The sequence below is a fragment of the Rosenbergiella gaditana genome, from assembly GCF_018494065.1.
GTDB lineage: Bacteria > Pseudomonadota > Gammaproteobacteria > Enterobacterales > Enterobacteriaceae > Rosenbergiella > Rosenbergiella gaditana.
Genome location: NZ_JABBFR010000012.1, coordinates 76,092 through 91,336, shown reverse-complemented (window position 1 = coordinate 91,336; position 15,245 = coordinate 76,092). Strand labels below are relative to the sequence as shown.

Genomic DNA, 15,245 nt, shown 5'->3' with positions numbered 1-15,245 from the left:
AACCTTCACTGAGAGGTACGAGATGAAAGCCGCTATAGTCACTCATGATCATCGAGTAAGTGTTGAAGATAAACAACTAAGATCCCTAGAGTATGGCGAAGCGTTACTCACTATGGAGTGTTGTGGCGTTTGTCATACCGATTTACATGTAAAGAATGGCGATTTTGGGGATAAAACGGGGGTGGTCCTCGGTCACGAAGGTATCGGTATTGTTAGCGAGCTCGGGCCTGGGGTCACCGCCTTAAACCTCGGTGATAGGGTCAGCGTTGCATGGTTTTATCAAGGTTGTGGACATTGTGAATATTGCAATACTGGAAGAGAAACGCTTTGTCGCTCGGTAAAAAATGCCGGATACAGTGTTGACGGCGGGATGGCTGAGCAATGTATCGTTCAAGCCGATTATGCGGTAAAGGTCCCTGACGGTTTAGCCTCTGCTGCCGCGAGCAGTATCTCCTGTGCAGGTGTCACCACTTATAAAGGGCTTAAAGTCAGTGAAATCCGTCCGGGAGAGTGGGTAGCAATTTACGGCTTAGGGGGCTTAGGCAATCTTGCCTTGCAATACGCGAAAAATGTCTTCAATGCCAAAGTTATTGCTGTCGATATTAATGAGCAGCAATTGTCCTTAGCCTCCTCCCTAGGCGCAGATTTAGTGATTAACTCTCGTGATCAGGATGCGCAAGCGATCATTCAAGAAAAATGTGGCGGGGCCCATGCAGCGCTGGTGACGGCGGTGGCAAAATCGGCGTTTCAATCGGCGGTATTCAGTGTCAGGGCGGGGGCTAAAGTGGTCGCAATAGGTTTACCGCCAGAATCTATGGCATTGGATATCCCCCGTTTAGTCCTTGATGGTATTCAAGTGGTCGGCTCCCTAGTGGGAACACGTACTGATTTGGCGGAAGCGTTTCAGTTCGCTGCAGAAGGAAAAGTCGCCCCTAAAGTCGCACTGCGTCCCATCGAAGCAATCAATACCATTTTTGACGAGATGCAAGCAGGAAAAATTGCAGGCCGAGTGGTGATTGACTTTAAAAATAGTGCAAGGTCATAGGCGAGGTTGAAGAATTGGTAATCACTTCTATACTGAGAGAAACATACCTTGTATAGGAGTGGTTATGACGATTCTGAAAAGTGGTTCAGCACATTGGGAAGGTCCAATCAAAGAAGGTAAGGGCACCGTAAGTACCGAAAGTGGTGCATTAAGTGCTCAGCCTTATGGGTTTAATACCCGCTTTGAAGGCAAAACTGGCACAAACCCGGAAGAATTACTGGGCGGTGCACATGCTGCGTGCTTCTCCATGGCGCTATCGCTAATGCTTGGGAATGCAGGGCATACCCCAACAAGTATTGATACCACCGCGACTGTGTCTCTAGATAAAGCTGGTGAAGGCTTTAAAATCACCAAAGTCGCACTGAACAGCAAAGTCGATCTGCCGGGTATTGATGAGAAAGAGTTCGATAAAATTATTAATCAGGCTAAAGAGGGTTGCCCAGTGTCACAACTGTTCGACACGGAAATCACTCTCGACTACACGCTCAACGCGTAATCTTTTTAGTGGCGTTCAGGCGCCACTTTACTCTTCCCTACCTTGTAATTTTTGCTCTCGCAAACGGGCCACGGTCGCTATTGTCGATACAGCCGTCTTAGGTCTTTTCACTACCTTGGTGGGATCCGCAGCAATATAATCCAATGTCGGTGAGCAATAAAATGGAAGCCAACCGCCATAGCTACTCTCCCATTCCCAATGGACTGGGCAGGGCCATAATAACCCCTCTTCGAGCGAATAGTAGACCCAGTGACCAGTAGGCCTGCGTGGACGGCGAATCGTAGCTTTCACGTTATTAATTTCCGAGGGTTGGGACGAATCGTCGAGCATTATCAATCGGGGTGATCCCGATGTACCTCACCACAGAGCAATACAACATGGGGTCTAACCTTGTGGACACGCGCTTCCATTTGTTGACACATTGCCAGAGTGGGATAAATAGTCTCTGTCACTGGTAGGGCATCGCAAGCATCATTTCCACAAGCACTCACCAGTAATACAAATCCTATTAGCATACCTGACTCCTGTGTGGGTTTAGGGAAGGCTCATTGTGATTAAATGAGATAATCTGATTTTCAATGCCACTATTCTGCCAGAAAAGCGTCAACTGAGTTACACTATCCTTGCCATTACGTTTAAGAAAATAAGGTTTACTATGTCGGAAATGCCTTCACGTCCACTTGATAATGAAAATATCGCTCACCCGGACAAACATCCTAAACAAGCCGCTCTGCAATTAGTGGTCGAACTCGTACGAGCCGGAAAGTTAAGCCCTCTGCAGGGCGACGCCAGTAATATGCTATCGATTTATGAGCAGTTCAAAAAACACTTTGAACAGGATTGTAATAAGTGACCGCTTACTCGGGAGTATGGGAACAATAAATAACCAGGCTCCCGAGTGAGATGAGGTTATATGAGGCTTTTATGAAACCTTTCATCCTACTTTCTTCCCTTGCACTCTGTACGTTGATTACCGCTTGCAGTCATTCTCATCAAGTTGCCAGTCCGCGTTATCTCCCTGATGATGATATGTGTAGTGCCTCGCAATTCCAGAAGTATGTCGGGAAACCGTTAACCGCAGTCGATGACTTACAACTCGATGAGCCTGTACGGGCGATCCCTGCTTATGCATCTGTCTCTATGGATTTTTCTCTGCGCCGGATTAACTTCTTAGCGGACGAGAAGGGGATAATTACCCGAGTGTATTGCGGGTAATCGGTTAAGAGTGCAAGCGTATAATTAGCCAAATGTTGGGTTTGGGTAAAATAAGGTTATTAAGTATTAACCCAAATCAGTTGCAGATTTTTCTGGTTCATTCTCGCGATAGCGTTCAATTTCTGAGAAAAATAAGGAGGTGCAGATGAAAACATTAATTAAATTGTATCGGTGCTGGTACTCACCGCCAGCTTAAGTGGCTGCATTATGTCCCCTTGGGGAGGGTCAGGTGGTGGTCATCACTATGGTTTTAGCCAATCACGATAATTAACAAATAGTTTCTTCGAACCTTCATAAAAGCGGTGTATTCTTATAAATAATTCTACAGAGTGTCTGTGAATTACATTATTGACCCATAAGGAGAAGTAGAATGAAACAGATGTTAATGACGCTTGCCTTAGCAACAACTTTAGTCGCTGGCTACGCTTCAGCGGCTGAAAAAACCGCCCAGCAGCAAAAGATGACGGTATGTAACCAGCAGGCCAGCTCGCAAAGCTTAAAAGGTGATAGCCGTAAGAGCTTTATGAGTAATTGTTTGAAAAAAGACAGTAAAACAACAGGCCTGACAGCTCAACAGCAAAAAATGAAGACCTGTAATGCTACGGCTAAAGATAAGAAATTAGCGGGTGCAGAGCGTAAGTCATTTATGAGTGGCTGTCTGAAAAAGTCTTAAACTCTATTCACCCAATACGGCGTGTTCAGTATTGGGTGAATTTTTATCTTCAGGATCTTGGCCAGAGCGAAACGTTAGGCGGATAAAACGCCCATATCACTTTCCCCGAGTAATCGCTATTTGCTGCTTAGCGCATCAGACTTTGCAATACATGCCTGCATTGCTTGCATAATCGATGAGCGAAAGCCGGTCTCTTCCAGCATCGCAACCGCTTCAATAGTGGTACCGCCTGGCGAGCAGACATTATCTTTTAACTCTCCAGGATGCTTACCGCTCTCTAGTACCATTTCAGCAGAACCTTTTACCGCCTGCGCGGCAAATTGATACGCTTTGGCGCGAGGCATTCCTGCCAATACCGCCGCATCCGCCATCGCTTCAATTAATATATAAATATAGGCGGGTGCAGAGCCACTGACACCCACAACCGCATGGATTAAGGATTCACTGACCACTTCAGCTTTACCAAATTGGCTAAATATCGTCACCACCATGTCAGTTTCTTGCTCGGTCACCTTAGCGTTAGGAGTGACTGAGCTCATTCCTTCACCCACTAAACAGGGGGTATTTGGCATTACACGGACGATTTTTTGCTCTTTCGGTAAGGCAGAGGCTAAAGATGCCAGCGTCACGCCTGCTGCAACGGAGACAATCACCGTCTCGTTACGCAGATGACTGGAAAGTTTGTTGAGCGTATCCAACAACACATTAGGCTTTACCGCAGCAATTAAGTAGTCAGCTTTTTCGGCTAATTGATTTGCACTGTCCATAGCGGTGACGCCAAATTGGTCGTGGAGATCACTGTTTGTTTTCGGTTTACGGTCAAAGACGAGAATATTTTCAGCGGGGAGGGCCTTACTGTTGACCAAACCACTGATCATCGCACTCGCCATATTGCCGCACCCTAAAAAGCCTATCGTTAAGTTTTTCATATTGCTGTTAAACCTTCTCTATGACAAATCCACTAGAAGTTATTACTATACACAATTATCTTTCACCATAAGTATAGATGGAGAATAAACATGATATGGGTCGATGCCGATGCCTGTCCGGTAGTCATTAAGGAAGTGCTCTACCGTGCTGCTGAAAGAACCAAAACCGTGGTGACCTTTGTGGCTAATCAGTCCTTACGCGTACCGGCGTCAGAGTATTTACGCACGCTTCGAGTGGCAGCGGGTTTTGACGTGGCGGATAACGAAATTGTAAAACGTGTCGGTCAGGGGGAATTAGTGATCACCAGTGACATTCCTTTAGCCGCAGAAGTATTGGAAAAAGGAGGAGAGGCGCTGAATCCGCGAGGAGAACGTTATTCTCGTGAGACAATTAAACAACGTTTAGTCATGCGTGACTTTATGGAAACGCTGCGTTCCAGTGGGATACCCTCTGGAGGGCCCGCAGCGTTAAGTCAAAAAGATCGTCAGCTCTTTGCTAACGAACTTGATAAGTGGTTTCGGGCAGGATAAACCTTAGTATCGAGTTTATAGGAAACTATCGTCATCATCACCAAAGCTGCTGTCACCAAAGAAGCTACTGCTATTGTCATTCTGTGGAGACTCCCAGTCATTATTGAAATCACTGGAATCTGCTTGCTGATTGAACGTATCTAAGTTTGAATCGAGGTTAGGTTGTTCGAGCGGTGGCTCGTTAATAATATTCACGATCTCTTCGGGTTGTGAATGGTGGAACATGCTGGTCAGCATATCTGCCATGACTACCCCTCCTGCAACGCCAACGGCCGTTTGTAATGCCCCGCCTAAGAAGCCGGTGCTGCGCGCCGCAGGTTGCTGAGGTGCGCTATTGTAACCTTGCTGAGGGGCAGTGTTTTGTGTGTTGCCACCCCAACCGCTATTTTGTTGGGGAGCGCTTTGCGGGCGACTATTCCCGCCTCCAAACAGGCCGGAAAGAAAACCACCACTGCTCTGTTTTGGCTGCTCGGCGGCCTGACGTTCAAGTTGCGCCACGCGGTCATTCAATTTCTTTAACGCCGCTTCCTGAATAATAATGGCTTGAGCCATATAATAAGGCGCGTCCGGTTGGGACTGTAAGTGCTGTTTAATACGCTGTTCCGCACCGCTATCACGCGCGCTGGATTGCGTTTCTGCCTGTTGCAGGCGACCAAACAGGTCATCGATGAGTTTTTGTTCTTCAGTTTGCATCAGAAACCTCTCTTTTCTTAAAAGCAACAAGATACATTGGCACTCCTGCAAAAGGCTGGAACGCTCTGCTTAGCTGATGATATGGGGATACTTAATCCAAAGGGAAGGGGGAAGCCGTAAATAAATGTGTTTTCTTACCCTAAGCGGGATAGCCGTTAACCGGTAATAAAGTTATGATGCCTACAGATCACTTACTATGGAGACGTCCGCCAAGTGGCGGTAGAGGATGTTCTGATTATGTCATTTCCGGTATACCTCATCGGTGCCCGAGGCTGTGGTAAAACGACTGTGGGGAAATTACTCGCTCGTCAACTCAGCTATCATTTTTGCGATACAGACCAGCAGCTGCAACAACAATTAGAACAAAGCATAGCAGACTACGTCGCGCAGCACGGTTGGGGCACTTTTCGCCAACAAGAACATCATGCACTGCTCACTGTCACTTCAGACAATACCGTCGTAGCGACGGGGGGAGGCATCATTCTTCGCGACGATAACCGTCAACATATGCGTGAATCCGGTGCAGTGATCTGGTTAAGTGTAGATCATCATGTGCTAGTTAACCGGCTTACCGCCGATCCTGAAATTGGACAACGTCCAACCTTAACCGGAAGACCGATTACGGAAGAACTTTACGATGTTCTCCAACAACGCCTTCCGCTTTATCAGCAGGCGGCACATCATATTATCGATGCCAATCAACCGCCGGAAAAAATTGTAATAGATATTTTGACGGCATTAAGTCGTGATTCGTTGACGGCTTAGTTTCGCGCTATCTTCAGTAGGCCATTAATCACTCACCCTTATTTCTAAAAAGGAAATAGTATGCTTAAAGCGAACGAGTATTTTGAAGGTAAAGTTAGATCGATTGGATTTGAAAATAGCCAATCTGGCGAAGCCAGTGTTGGGGTGATGGAGAGCGGCGAATATACTTTTAGCACGGCAAAGGCTGAAGAGATGACGGTTATCAGTGGCGCACTAAAAGTGCTGTTACCAGGTGAGACTGAGTGGCAGTGGTTTGAAGCGGGTACAGCCTTTAATGTGCCGGAACACAGTGAATTTCACTTACAGGTCGCAGAACCTTCTGCTTATCTTTGCCGCTATCTTTAAGCGAAAAGGCTGCCGACTCTCGGCAGCCTAGTTAAGTCAATTAGTGCTCGGCCTCACCACCTAGGCTTTCCGTAAGTGAATCAATAAATGCCGCTAATTCGCCAGTCATCAGTACGAAATCAGCATCGAAGCGTAAATCGGCCTCTTCACGGCTAATATCATCATTTTGTTCACGCAACGTGTCGCTAAATTTTATCCGTTTAATCGACACATCTTCATTGAGTAAGCACTGCACGCGCTCTTGCCAATCAATTCCCAGCTTAGTCACACGTTTACCCGACTCAATATGGTGGGCTATCTCATCACAGACTAACTCTTGTTTCTTACAGCGAATCACACCGCCTTCTTCCAAGGTCGCTTTTAACTCGGCCTCGTCCAGCAGTGTAAATCCAGCACTTGGCGTTCCAGACTGCACCCACTCAGTAAGCGTTATTTCCACTGGGGTTTGCAGAGTAAGAGGCACAACCGGTAAAGAGCCGAGGCTTTTACGTAACAAGGCCAAGACATCTTCCGCCTTTTTAGCGCTGCCGCTATCCACGATGACTCGTTGATGTTGAACATCGATCCAAATCCACGTTTGGCTGTAGCGGCTAAAGGCACGAGGCAGCAGACTATGGATCACTTCATCTTTTAAGGAATCTTTTTCCGTCTTCTTTAAGCGACGCTGTTGCTCAGTTTCAAGTTTATGGACTTTTGCCTCAAGCGCTTGCTTGATCACGGTGGCTGGCAGCATTTTCTCTTCTTTGCGTGCGCAAAGAAGAAGTTGACCTTGGCTAGCATGAACTAAGGTTTTCCCTTGCGGGCCGAGGGGGGAAACCCAGCCCATGGCGAGTTTATCTTGGCTTCCACAAGGCGTGAACTGGCTGGACGCTAATTGCGTTTCAATCTCTTCAGCAACTAGAGGGATCTCTCGGGTTAATCGGTAGACCATCATATTTTTAAACCACAACATTCGCTTTCCTCTGTTTGCTTTTGGCTGCGTGTATCATACTGAATTTACCTGAGGGTTTCAGCCACTATAGCACGCGATTACTGACTGATGACCAAGGAAGAAAAGCCTAGGCCATTGACCTTTTTCACCTTAATCTGCACCGGAATACGTTCTTTCATCGCCTCCACATGGCTAATAACACCGATCATTTTACCCGAGGCATTAAGGCTATCGAGCGCATCCAGCGCGGTATCCAAGGTGGCGGAGTCAAGTGTCCCGAAGCCTTCGTCCAAGAACAGGGAATCGATATGGTTCTTTTCACTCATCAAGTCGGATAGCGCTAAGGCGAGCGCAAGGCTGACCAAGAAGCTCTCGCCCCCAGAAAGCGTTTTAGTATCGCGGCACTCATCGGCTTGCCACTGATCAACCACTTGCAATTCAAGTAAGTCGCGTTCGGTCCGCTGCAAACGATAGCGGCCGTGTAAGCGTTCAAGTTGTTGATTCGCGAGCCAAACGAGGTGCTCAAGCGTTAAGCCTTGTGCGAAACGTCGGAATTTATCACCGCTGGCCGATCCAATAAGATCGTTAAGGTGATCCCAGGTGGCAAGGTGTGTTTGCCGTTCGGCAATCGTTGCCACAAGGGCTGATTGCTGCTGGGTCAGCTTATCGTCTGATTGGAGCTGTTGAGTCACTTCACCTAGCTGGACTAACACCTGTTGATAGCGTTCCTGTTGCTGAAGGCGTAACACCGTGAGCGGCTGTTCAGCTTCCATCGCAAGGGGCGGAGGTGTTTGACTGTGCTGTTGCACGGCCTGTTCCGCCTGCTGAAGCCGGGTTTTTGCACGATCAATCTGCTGCGCAGCATGATCTAACTTGAGTTGATATTCACTGACTATCGACTCTGGCAAAATAGCGTTAAGAAACTGCTGCTGGTCGGTGAAAACTGATGCTTGCAACGCTTGAGTAAAGTGTTGTGCTGCCTGCTGATACTGCGACTGCAGGCTATTAAGATGCGTGGTGATTTGACGCATCTCACCACTAATCTGTTGCTGACGGTCCTTACTGTGTTGCCACTGTTGCCGATGTTGTTGTTCATCTTGGCGATGCCGTGCAGCGAGTTCATCAAGTGCTTGTCGCAAGTCGTGCACCGACTGTTCACCGACCAACGCACGGCGCTCTTCGAGGCTATGCCGATGAGCGTTTTGCGTGGCGAGCAGCTGTTGTTGACGCTGGTTTATATCTGCTGAACGCAAGGTCTGCTCGCGCTGTAGAGACGCCATCCGTTCAGTCAGGGCATGGTGGGCCGTTTCACACTCTAGGCGCTCTATCTGCCTCTCTTGGTACTCACGCCAAATCCTCTGGTATTCGGCTAAGGTTTCAGTAAGTTGCGCTAAAGGCAATGGCGGTAATTGATGTTGGGCCAGTTGTTGTAACAGATTGTCGAGAGCCTGTTGGAAGGCTTTATGAGCCGTATCAGCCTGCTGTGTCATCGTGTTCAGCTGTTGCTGTTCAAGCTGGGACTGCTGATCAATTAAAGCCGCTGCTTGCTGTTGCTGTTGCAGGCGTTGTTGGTGTTGATGGAGCGTTTTCTCGGTTTGATAGCGCTCTGCTTGACGGCTTTGCTGTTGCTGAAGGGCCTGTTGATAACGCTGTTGGTGATCCTGATGTTGGGCATAAGTCTGTTCAAGACCTTGGCGATCATCAAGCGTTAGGGGGATTTCATATTGCAGTGTCTCGCTCTGCCAGGTTGAGTGCAGCGCCGCGATACGCTGTTCCACTTGTGTGAGTGTTTCGCGTTGCTGTTGTGCCTCGCGCTGACTATTTTCACGATCGGCCTCCAAGCGCGTGAGTGCTTGCCTAAGGCGATCGACAGCTTCCCTTTGTGCATCGCGAGAAGAAAAGTGGTTAGTCGAGACTAAAGAAGCGCTATCCTGATGGCCAGGGTGGGTAGTTGACCCGCACACCGCACAAGGTTCTCCATCCTGTAAACTTTCTCGTAATCGTTGTAAGTCCGCGACCTGTTGCTCTAATACACAAAGTTTTTCTAAGGCACTGAGTTGCGCTGTCTCATTATTGAGTTGTTGGGACTGAACATCAAGTTGCTGTTGTAATAGGGTCAACTGCTGTTCACTGCGGGTAAGCGCCTGCTGAGCTTGATGACCTGTTGTCGTCAGTTCTTGCCATTGATCGGACCAGCGTAATAATTGCTGGTAGCTGGGGGTTAAATGGCCCTGTTGTTGATGCCAGCTCGCTAAGGCTTCAAGTACCGTGGCGTCTGCTTGTGCCGCCGGATGTTGTTGCAATGCCGTCAAGGTGGCTTCACTTTGTGTGACAAGACGTTGCGATTCATCAATGAGCTGCTGTTGGCGGATCCGATCAAGACTTAATGAGTGCAGCTGTTGTTCGCGCGGTTTTACCTGATCAACAATAGCTTGGTGAGCATTCATATCCCGTAATAGCTGCTCGGCATTATGCTGCCAGCCAACCAGTTCAGGCCCCCAATGACTCAGTGTGGCATAACGGTTTTGCCAGTTATCAATCGCGCGAATACGTTGCTGCTGACTTTCCGCTTGTTGAGTCAATAAGGTGATCTGCTGAGCCGTATCGTGGTAAGCCTGTTGCAGCGGACGTTGTTGGTGTTCGAGTTCCTGCTGTTGTTGAGTTAACTGTTTGGTCCGCTCATCAAGAGGAATAATTTTCTCCACCAGTATCTGTTGTTGTTGCTGCTGGTGGTTCTGAAATTGTTGCTCCGCTTCGACCTTGGTTTGCCAAGTTTGATAACGGACCTGTAGCTGCTGTTCTGCTTGTTCATACTGCTGTTGTAACGCCGACTGCTGAGCGCGCGTCGCCTCTAAGGTATGCGTCGACTGCTGCAGGGCCTGCCATGACGGCAAAAGCTGAGCCGCGGGTTGATAAGCAGCAAGTTGGGCACGTATCGGCGCGAGTGCTTCTGCCTGATGCTGAGTTGTGGCTAACTCGTGGTGGCTATGGGTGACCTGTTGACTCAGTTGCTGATGATAGTGCTGCCAATGCAAAGCATTCTGTAATTGTTCAAGTTGTTGATGCAGGGCATCGCGTTGCCGCGCTAAGTCATTATGCTGCTGATGTAAGGCTTCACGCTGTGTTTCGTCAAGTAACGTCACGCCAGAGAGCTTGGCATGCAAGTGGTCTAGCTCAATTTTATAGTGTTTATGTTGCTCATAAACCTGCTGTGAGATGCGCCCATAAATGGCTGTGCCGGTTAATTCTTCAAGCAACTCCGCCCGTTCAGTCACAGGAGCATTAAGAAACGCGGCAAACTGCCCTTGTGAAAGCATCATTGAACGGGTGAATCGTTGGAAGTTGAGGCCGGAGAGCGTTTCGATTGTCTTCAGCTTGTCTGAGACCTTATCCGCAAAAATTTTGTTATCGGCACACCGGGCCAGTTCAACTTTGGGTGGCTGTAGCTTACCGCGATGATCGTTTCTCGCACGGTTTTGGCTCCAGAACGCTCGCCAAGCTTCCCCTTTAATTTCAAACTCGACTTCTGCCAGACAATCGCTGGTTCCACGAGTCATCAGCTGATTTTGAGTGGGCGAGATAGCCCCCAAGCGTGGCGTCTGGTGATAAAGCGCCAAACATATTGCATCCAACAGCGTGGTTTTCCCGGCGCCGGTTTCCCCGGTAATGGCGAATAAACCATTATCGCGAAAAGGAGGCAGCCTAAAGTCGATAAACCATTCGCCGCGCAGTGAATTTAAATTTTTAAGGCGTAACGTTAATATTTTCATCGGTTACCCCTGCTCCTCATCAAGCTGTGCAGAGACTTCTCGGAACATTTGCAGCATGGTGCGTTGTTGGGCATCGTCCAGTGTCTCTTGTGCTAAGCGCCGACGAAAAACCTCTTCTGGGGTCAATTCGCTTAAGGTCTCTTTTATTTTTGTGGAGAGGGCGGCGGCGGCCTGCACACGTTTACGGCGTAGTAATAGAATTTCTACTGCAAGGTTCTCAGTCATCTTTTCGACCCGTTGTTGCAAATCGCTGAGATATTCTTCGTGATGGATTTCAATATCGAGCCAGATTTTCTGTCCATTTTTCGGCTGCTCCAGTACTGCAAGCTGTTCAGCAAGCTCACCTAACGTCCCTTTCAGTACCTGCATGGGTTGAAAACATGGGATTTCGCAAGTCTGCCAACTTAGGGGTTCTTTTTCCGTCAGAGTAATCAGCGTAATACTCTTTGGCGAACCTAGTTCGTCAAAACTCAACGGAATGGGGGATCCGGAGTAGCGGATTGGCTTATCACCGCTGACGTTTTGTGCCCGATGAATATGCCCCAGTGCAATATAATCAGCTGGTGGAAAGGCACTCGCAGGAAAGGCTTCTAAGGAACCAATATAGATATCGCGAACGGAATCACTTTTCGTTACCCCTAGTGCGGTGAGATGTCCGGTCGCGATAATTGGGAGGTTATCGCGTTGATTCTGTTGTTGATAGTCACGCGCTTGCTGAAAAATATCATGATAATAGCGCGTGATGGCTTGCAACAGATCCTGTTGTTTCTCTCTTCCCGAAAGTCCTGCTTGGCTAAGCTGAATATCTCGCGGGCGTAAATAAGGTATCGCGCAGAGTAATGCAGCAATATTGCCTTGCGCATCTTTCAGTGGGAACAGCGTTGAGTCGGCCCCCTGCTCAGAAGGACCAGTGATGATATGGGTATTGAGGCAGGCAACGAGATCTCTCGACTCATTGAGCGTCGCCACAGAATCATGATTTCCCGCGAGAAGATAAAGCTGACAGCTTGTCTCTTGCAGCGAAACAATAAATTGGTTTAACAGTTCACGGGCGTAGCTGGCGGGGGTGGCGGTATCGAAAATATCGCCGGCCACAATGATCGCCTCGACACCTTGATCGATCACTAAGGCCTTCAACCAGTGGAAAAAAGCCTGATGTTCCGCTGCGCGACTCCGAGCATAAAAAAACTGGCCTAAGTGCCAATCAGAGGTATGAACTATTTTCATCAGGCTTCACTTCTTGAGTTATAAAGCCACGAGTATAGCCTTTAGCGATAAGGCAAAAAACACCCTAGCACAAACTTGCATTAGTTAAGCGAAGATGATTAGTTACTAACGTTATTCATAAAACTGTAATAAAAGTGACAGATAATGGCGTTCATGCCTAAGTAAGTGGTTAATTTTGGAGATAAAATGGCCAAGCGGATCTTAGTAGTAGAAGATGAAGCCCCCATTCGTGAAATGATTTGTTTTGTATTAGAACAGAATGGATATGACGTAATCGAAGCAGAAGACTATGATCGTGCTCTCCGACAATTAATTGAGCCTTGGCCAGATTTAATTTTACTTGATTGGATGCTGCCTGGCGGCAGTGGTATTCAGTATATTCGGCATTTGAAAAAAGAGGCCTTCACCCGCGATATTCCGGTATTGATGTTGACCGCGAAAGGGGAAGAAGAAGATCGGGTTCGTGGTCTTGATGCCGGAGCTGACGATTACATGCTTAAGCCTTTCTCGCCTAAAGAGCTGATTGCACGGATTAAAGCGATCATTAGACGTATTTCGCCGATGCCTGAAGATGAAGTGATTGATGTTCAAGGACTCATTCTTGATCCGAGTTCGCATCGTGTCATGGCCGGTGAGGTGCCAATTGATATGGGGCCGACAGAATATCGCTTATTACACTTTTTCATGTCGCATCCCGAAAAGGTTTACACCCGTGAACACTTGCTCAATCAGGTCTGGGGAACCAATGTTTACGTGGAAGATCGGACGGTGGATGTCCACATTAGACGGTTACGTAAGGCGTTAGAAACATCTGGCTATGAAAAGATGATTCAGACAGTCCGTGGCGCAGGTTACCGCTTCTCAGTACGCTATTAGGGGATAATGCGGTGCTTGATAAATTATCGCTTAAATCGTTATTGCTTGAGCTGTTTATTGTCCTTATTGTAGCCTCGGTCATCGGATTTTTTTTTCATCAACCGGCCATCGCCATTATTTTGGGGCTTTTGGTGTTGATAGGCTGGCACTTTAGACAATTGCTCCGTCTGTCACATTGGCTCTGGACCGACCGAAGTATGACGCCCCCCTCTGGACGTGGTAGTTGGGAACCACTCTTTTATGGCTTGCTGCTGATGCAACAGCGCAATAAGCGTAGAAGGAGTGAATTACGCTCTTTAATTCAACGCTTTCGAAGTGGTGCAGAGTCGCTGCCTGATGCATTAGTCTTGGTGACGGAAGAAGGGAATATCTTTTGGTGTAATGGATTAGCCCAACATTTGCTAGGGCTTCGTTGGCCCGAAGATAGTGGTCAAAATATTCAAAACCTCCTGCGTTATCCCGAATTTTCTCGCTATCTCCAGCAGCGCCAGTTTACTCAACCTTTAGTGCAAGCATTGAATAATGGGCAGCAGATGGAGTTTCGGGTGATGCCTTATAGTGATCAACAATGGTTGATTGTGGGTAGGGATGTGAGTCAAATTCATCAACTCGAAAATATGCGCCGTAACTTCTTCGCTAATGTCAGTCATGAACTGCGTACTCCGCTTACCGTGCTACAAGGGTATCTGGAGATGATGGAGCAGGGGGAAATGCCGCCCGCTAGCCAGCAAAAAGCGTTGGCATCTATGCAATCACAAACCCAGCGAATGGCAGAACTCGTTAAGCAGCTCCTAACCCTCTCAAAAATCGAAGCAACGCCTGCTTATGAAATGCGTCAGCAAATCGACGTTCCCCATCTATTGGAACAGGTATATCACGATGCGACAGCCTTAAGTGAAGGACGGCATCAAGTGATCTGTGATGTGGATAAAACCTTATCTGTGCGAGGAAATGAGGAGCAATTACGCAGTGCGCTCTCTAATCTCGTGTTTAATGCCATCAATCACACCCCGACTGGCACAACGATTTCGATTAGCTGGCAGAAAACGCTGTATGGTGCCGAGTTTAAGGTCAGTGATAATGGGCCGGGTATTGCCCCGGAACATCTATCGAGGCTGACTGAGCGCTTTTATCGGGTGGATGGTGCCCGTTCACGCCATTCGGGAGGCAGCGGATTAGGTTTAGCAATAGTCAAACACGCCCTAGGCCATCATGGCAGTAAATTACGGATTGAGAGCCAGCCCCATCAACAGACCGTGTTCAGTTTTCAACTGAGTAAAGCCCATATCCTGTCTGAAGGGCATTAACAGTGGGCGAGTCTATCACGGTAATACAAGTAACGACTGGCTATTATCGTGACGAGATCCGCCACGATAACAACCAATTCCTATTCATGATCACCCGTTGAGGTCTGGCAGCCATTACCCTCAATTTTGGGAAGTGATTAAGCAAGGAGCTATTCGCCAAAATGGTGTAGGCATAATAGGTGGTTGTGATCCATTTTTAGGCTATGATATTATACTGAACAAAAAACACTCATATCATTTTCTAAATGTCTCGCTCTACACTTAGCATAATTACTGTTTTAATCCTCTTTTTTAGAATATCCTCCTGCATTGCTGTGACTCTGTTGCCTTTGTTTGTTATAAAAGATTTACTTATGACCTTGACGGAGCTTGTGGCTCAACGCCATCTCACTTTTTACCCCCGCTGGCGTGCGCCTATAGAGAAGGGGAAGTGATCGTCAAC

17 protein-coding genes are annotated in these 15,245 nt (G+C 47.7%); 10 read left to right on the top strand and 7 right to left on the bottom strand.

Features of this window, described 5'->3' with window-relative positions:
- Positions 1-22 precede the first annotated feature (22 nt).
- Positions 23-1,045, top strand: coding sequence for an alcohol dehydrogenase AdhP (gene adhP / locus HH682_RS10210; RefSeq protein ID WP_214237459.1), 1,023 nt, complete (start codon positions 23-25; stop codon positions 1,043-1,045).
- Between the two features lie 64 nt (positions 1,046-1,109).
- Positions 1,110-1,541 carry an OsmC family protein gene (locus tag HH682_RS10205; protein WP_214237458.1) on the top strand — a complete coding sequence of 144 codons (432 nt, stop codon included), beginning with the start codon at positions 1,110-1,112 and terminating at the stop codon, positions 1,539-1,541.
- A gap of 27 nt (positions 1,542-1,568) precedes the next feature.
- Here the strand turns inward: HH682_RS10205 and HH682_RS10200 are convergent, their stop codons facing one another.
- Together HH682_RS10200 and HH682_RS10195 are read right to left on the bottom strand one after the other, a co-directional pair.
- Positions 1,569-1,871, bottom strand: coding sequence for a hypothetical protein (locus HH682_RS10200; protein ID WP_214237457.1), 303 nt, complete (start codon positions 1,869-1,871; stop codon positions 1,569-1,571).
- A 2-nt stretch (positions 1,872-1,873) separates the two neighbouring features.
- Positions 1,874-2,056, bottom strand: coding sequence for a hypothetical protein (locus tag HH682_RS10195; protein ID WP_214237456.1), 183 nt, complete (start codon positions 2,054-2,056; stop codon positions 1,874-1,876).
- A 149-nt stretch (positions 2,057-2,205) separates the two neighbouring features.
- Here HH682_RS10195 and HH682_RS10190 point away from each other — a divergent pair, with 149 nt between their 5' ends.
- The 3 genes from HH682_RS10190 to HH682_RS10180 all read left to right on the top strand — a co-directional run bounded on the left by HH682_RS10190 (position 2,206) and on the right by HH682_RS10180 (position 3,429).
- Positions 2,206-2,394 (top strand): hypothetical protein, encoded by a 189-nt coding sequence (locus HH682_RS10190; RefSeq protein ID WP_214237476.1) that lies wholly within the window; start codon positions 2,206-2,208, stop codon positions 2,392-2,394.
- A 71-nt stretch (positions 2,395-2,465) separates the two neighbouring features.
- Positions 2,466-2,756: an I78 family peptidase inhibitor gene (locus HH682_RS10185; RefSeq protein WP_214237455.1), complete on the top strand. Its 291-nt coding sequence runs from the start codon at positions 2,466-2,468 to the stop codon at positions 2,754-2,756.
- A gap of 370 nt (positions 2,757-3,126) precedes the next feature.
- Complete coding sequence (locus tag HH682_RS10180; protein WP_214237454.1) at positions 3,127-3,429, top strand: PsiF family protein; 303 nt, start codon at positions 3,127-3,129, stop codon at positions 3,427-3,429.
- A 116-nt stretch (positions 3,430-3,545) separates the two neighbouring features.
- On the opposite strand, the gene proC is transcribed toward HH682_RS10180, so the two are convergent.
- Positions 3,546-4,358, bottom strand: a complete 813-nt coding sequence (gene proC, locus HH682_RS10175; RefSeq protein WP_214237453.1) for a pyrroline-5-carboxylate reductase — start codon at positions 4,356-4,358, stop codon at positions 3,546-3,548.
- Positions 4,359-4,448: 90 nt separating this feature from the next.
- Here proC and HH682_RS10170 point away from each other — a divergent pair, with 90 nt between their 5' ends.
- The gene (locus tag HH682_RS10170; protein WP_214237452.1) at positions 4,449-4,889 is read left to right on the top strand and encodes a YaiI/YqxD family protein; all 441 of its coding nucleotides are present in this window, start codon (positions 4,449-4,451) and stop codon (positions 4,887-4,889) included.
- 15 nt (positions 4,890-4,904) lie between these two features.
- Here HH682_RS10170 and HH682_RS10165 read toward each other — a convergent pair whose 3' ends face one another.
- The gene (locus tag HH682_RS10165) at positions 4,905-5,582 is read right to left on the bottom strand and encodes a DUF2076 domain-containing protein (protein WP_214237451.1); all 678 of its coding nucleotides are present in this window, start codon (positions 5,580-5,582) and stop codon (positions 4,905-4,907) included.
- A 237-nt stretch (positions 5,583-5,819) separates the two neighbouring features.
- Here HH682_RS10165 and aroL point away from each other — a divergent pair, with 237 nt between their 5' ends.
- Both aroL and ppnP read left to right on the top strand, forming a co-directional pair.
- The gene (gene aroL, locus HH682_RS10160) at positions 5,820-6,347 is read left to right on the top strand and encodes a shikimate kinase AroL (protein WP_214237450.1); all 528 of its coding nucleotides are present in this window, start codon (positions 5,820-5,822) and stop codon (positions 6,345-6,347) included.
- Between the two features lie 60 nt (positions 6,348-6,407).
- Positions 6,408-6,692 carry a pyrimidine/purine nucleoside phosphorylase gene (gene ppnP, locus HH682_RS10155; protein WP_214237449.1) on the top strand — a complete coding sequence of 95 codons (285 nt, stop codon included), beginning with the start codon at positions 6,408-6,410 and terminating at the stop codon, positions 6,690-6,692.
- A gap of 40 nt (positions 6,693-6,732) precedes the next feature.
- Here the strand turns inward: ppnP and rdgC are convergent, their stop codons facing one another.
- The 3 genes from rdgC to sbcD form a co-directional block, all read right to left on the bottom strand.
- The gene (gene rdgC, locus HH682_RS10150) at positions 6,733-7,644 is read right to left on the bottom strand and encodes a recombination-associated protein RdgC (protein ID WP_214237448.1); all 912 of its coding nucleotides are present in this window, start codon (positions 7,642-7,644) and stop codon (positions 6,733-6,735) included.
- A gap of 77 nt (positions 7,645-7,721) precedes the next feature.
- Positions 7,722-11,393 carry an AAA family ATPase gene (locus HH682_RS10145; RefSeq protein WP_214237447.1) on the bottom strand — a complete coding sequence of 1,224 codons (3,672 nt, stop codon included), beginning with the start codon at positions 11,391-11,393 and terminating at the stop codon, positions 7,722-7,724.
- A 3-nt stretch (positions 11,394-11,396) separates the two neighbouring features.
- Positions 11,397-12,620, bottom strand: coding sequence for an exonuclease subunit SbcD (gene sbcD, locus HH682_RS10140; RefSeq protein WP_214237446.1), 1,224 nt, complete (start codon positions 12,618-12,620; stop codon positions 11,397-11,399).
- A gap of 186 nt (positions 12,621-12,806) precedes the next feature.
- On the opposite strand from sbcD, the gene phoB reads away from it, so the two are divergent.
- Both phoB and phoR read left to right on the top strand, forming a co-directional pair.
- Entirely contained in the window at positions 12,807-13,496 is a 690-nt protein-coding gene (gene phoB / locus HH682_RS10135; RefSeq protein ID WP_214237445.1) for a phosphate regulon transcriptional regulator PhoB, read from the top strand.
- Between the two features lie 11 nt (positions 13,497-13,507).
- Positions 13,508-14,803 (top strand): phosphate regulon sensor histidine kinase PhoR, encoded by a 1,296-nt coding sequence (gene phoR, locus HH682_RS10130; RefSeq protein ID WP_214237444.1) that lies wholly within the window; start codon positions 13,508-13,510, stop codon positions 14,801-14,803.
- The last annotated feature ends 442 nt before the right edge of the window (positions 14,804-15,245 follow it).

Excerpts from the sequence above, each read along its gene's own strand:
- adhP (WP_214237459.1), top strand. The coding sequence starts at position 23 with ATGAAAGCCGCTATAGTCACTCATGATCATCGAGTAAGTGTTGAAGAT.
- HH682_RS10205 (WP_214237458.1), top strand. The coding sequence starts at position 1,110 with ATGACGATTCTGAAAAGTGGTTCAGCACATTGGGAAGGTCCAATCAAA.
- HH682_RS10200 (WP_214237457.1), bottom strand. The coding sequence starts at position 1,871 with ATGCTCGACGATTCGTCCCAACCCTCGGAAATTAATAACGTGAAAGCT.
- HH682_RS10195 (WP_214237456.1), bottom strand. The coding sequence starts at position 2,056 with ATGCTAATAGGATTTGTATTACTGGTGAGTGCTTGTGGAAATGATGCT.
- HH682_RS10190 (WP_214237476.1), top strand. The coding sequence starts at position 2,206 with ATGCCTTCACGTCCACTTGATAATGAAAATATCGCTCACCCGGACAAA.
- HH682_RS10185 (WP_214237455.1), top strand. The coding sequence starts at position 2,466 with ATGAAACCTTTCATCCTACTTTCTTCCCTTGCACTCTGTACGTTGATT.
- HH682_RS10180 (WP_214237454.1), top strand. The coding sequence starts at position 3,127 with ATGAAACAGATGTTAATGACGCTTGCCTTAGCAACAACTTTAGTCGCT.
- proC (WP_214237453.1), bottom strand. The coding sequence starts at position 4,358 with ATGAAAAACTTAACGATAGGCTTTTTAGGGTGCGGCAATATGGCGAGT.
- HH682_RS10170 (WP_214237452.1), top strand. The coding sequence starts at position 4,449 with ATGATATGGGTCGATGCCGATGCCTGTCCGGTAGTCATTAAGGAAGTG.
- HH682_RS10165 (WP_214237451.1), bottom strand. The coding sequence starts at position 5,582 with ATGCAAACTGAAGAACAAAAACTCATCGATGACCTGTTTGGTCGCCTG.
- aroL (WP_214237450.1), top strand. The coding sequence starts at position 5,820 with ATGTCATTTCCGGTATACCTCATCGGTGCCCGAGGCTGTGGTAAAACG.
- ppnP (WP_214237449.1), top strand. The coding sequence starts at position 6,408 with ATGCTTAAAGCGAACGAGTATTTTGAAGGTAAAGTTAGATCGATTGGA.
- rdgC (WP_214237448.1), bottom strand. The coding sequence starts at position 7,644 with ATGTTGTGGTTTAAAAATATGATGGTCTACCGATTAACCCGAGAGATC.
- HH682_RS10145 (WP_214237447.1), bottom strand. The coding sequence starts at position 11,393 with ATGAAAATATTAACGTTACGCCTTAAAAATTTAAATTCACTGCGCGGC.
- sbcD (WP_214237446.1), bottom strand. The coding sequence starts at position 12,620 with ATGAAAATAGTTCATACCTCTGATTGGCACTTAGGCCAGTTTTTTTAT.
- phoB (WP_214237445.1), top strand. The coding sequence starts at position 12,807 with ATGGCCAAGCGGATCTTAGTAGTAGAAGATGAAGCCCCCATTCGTGAA.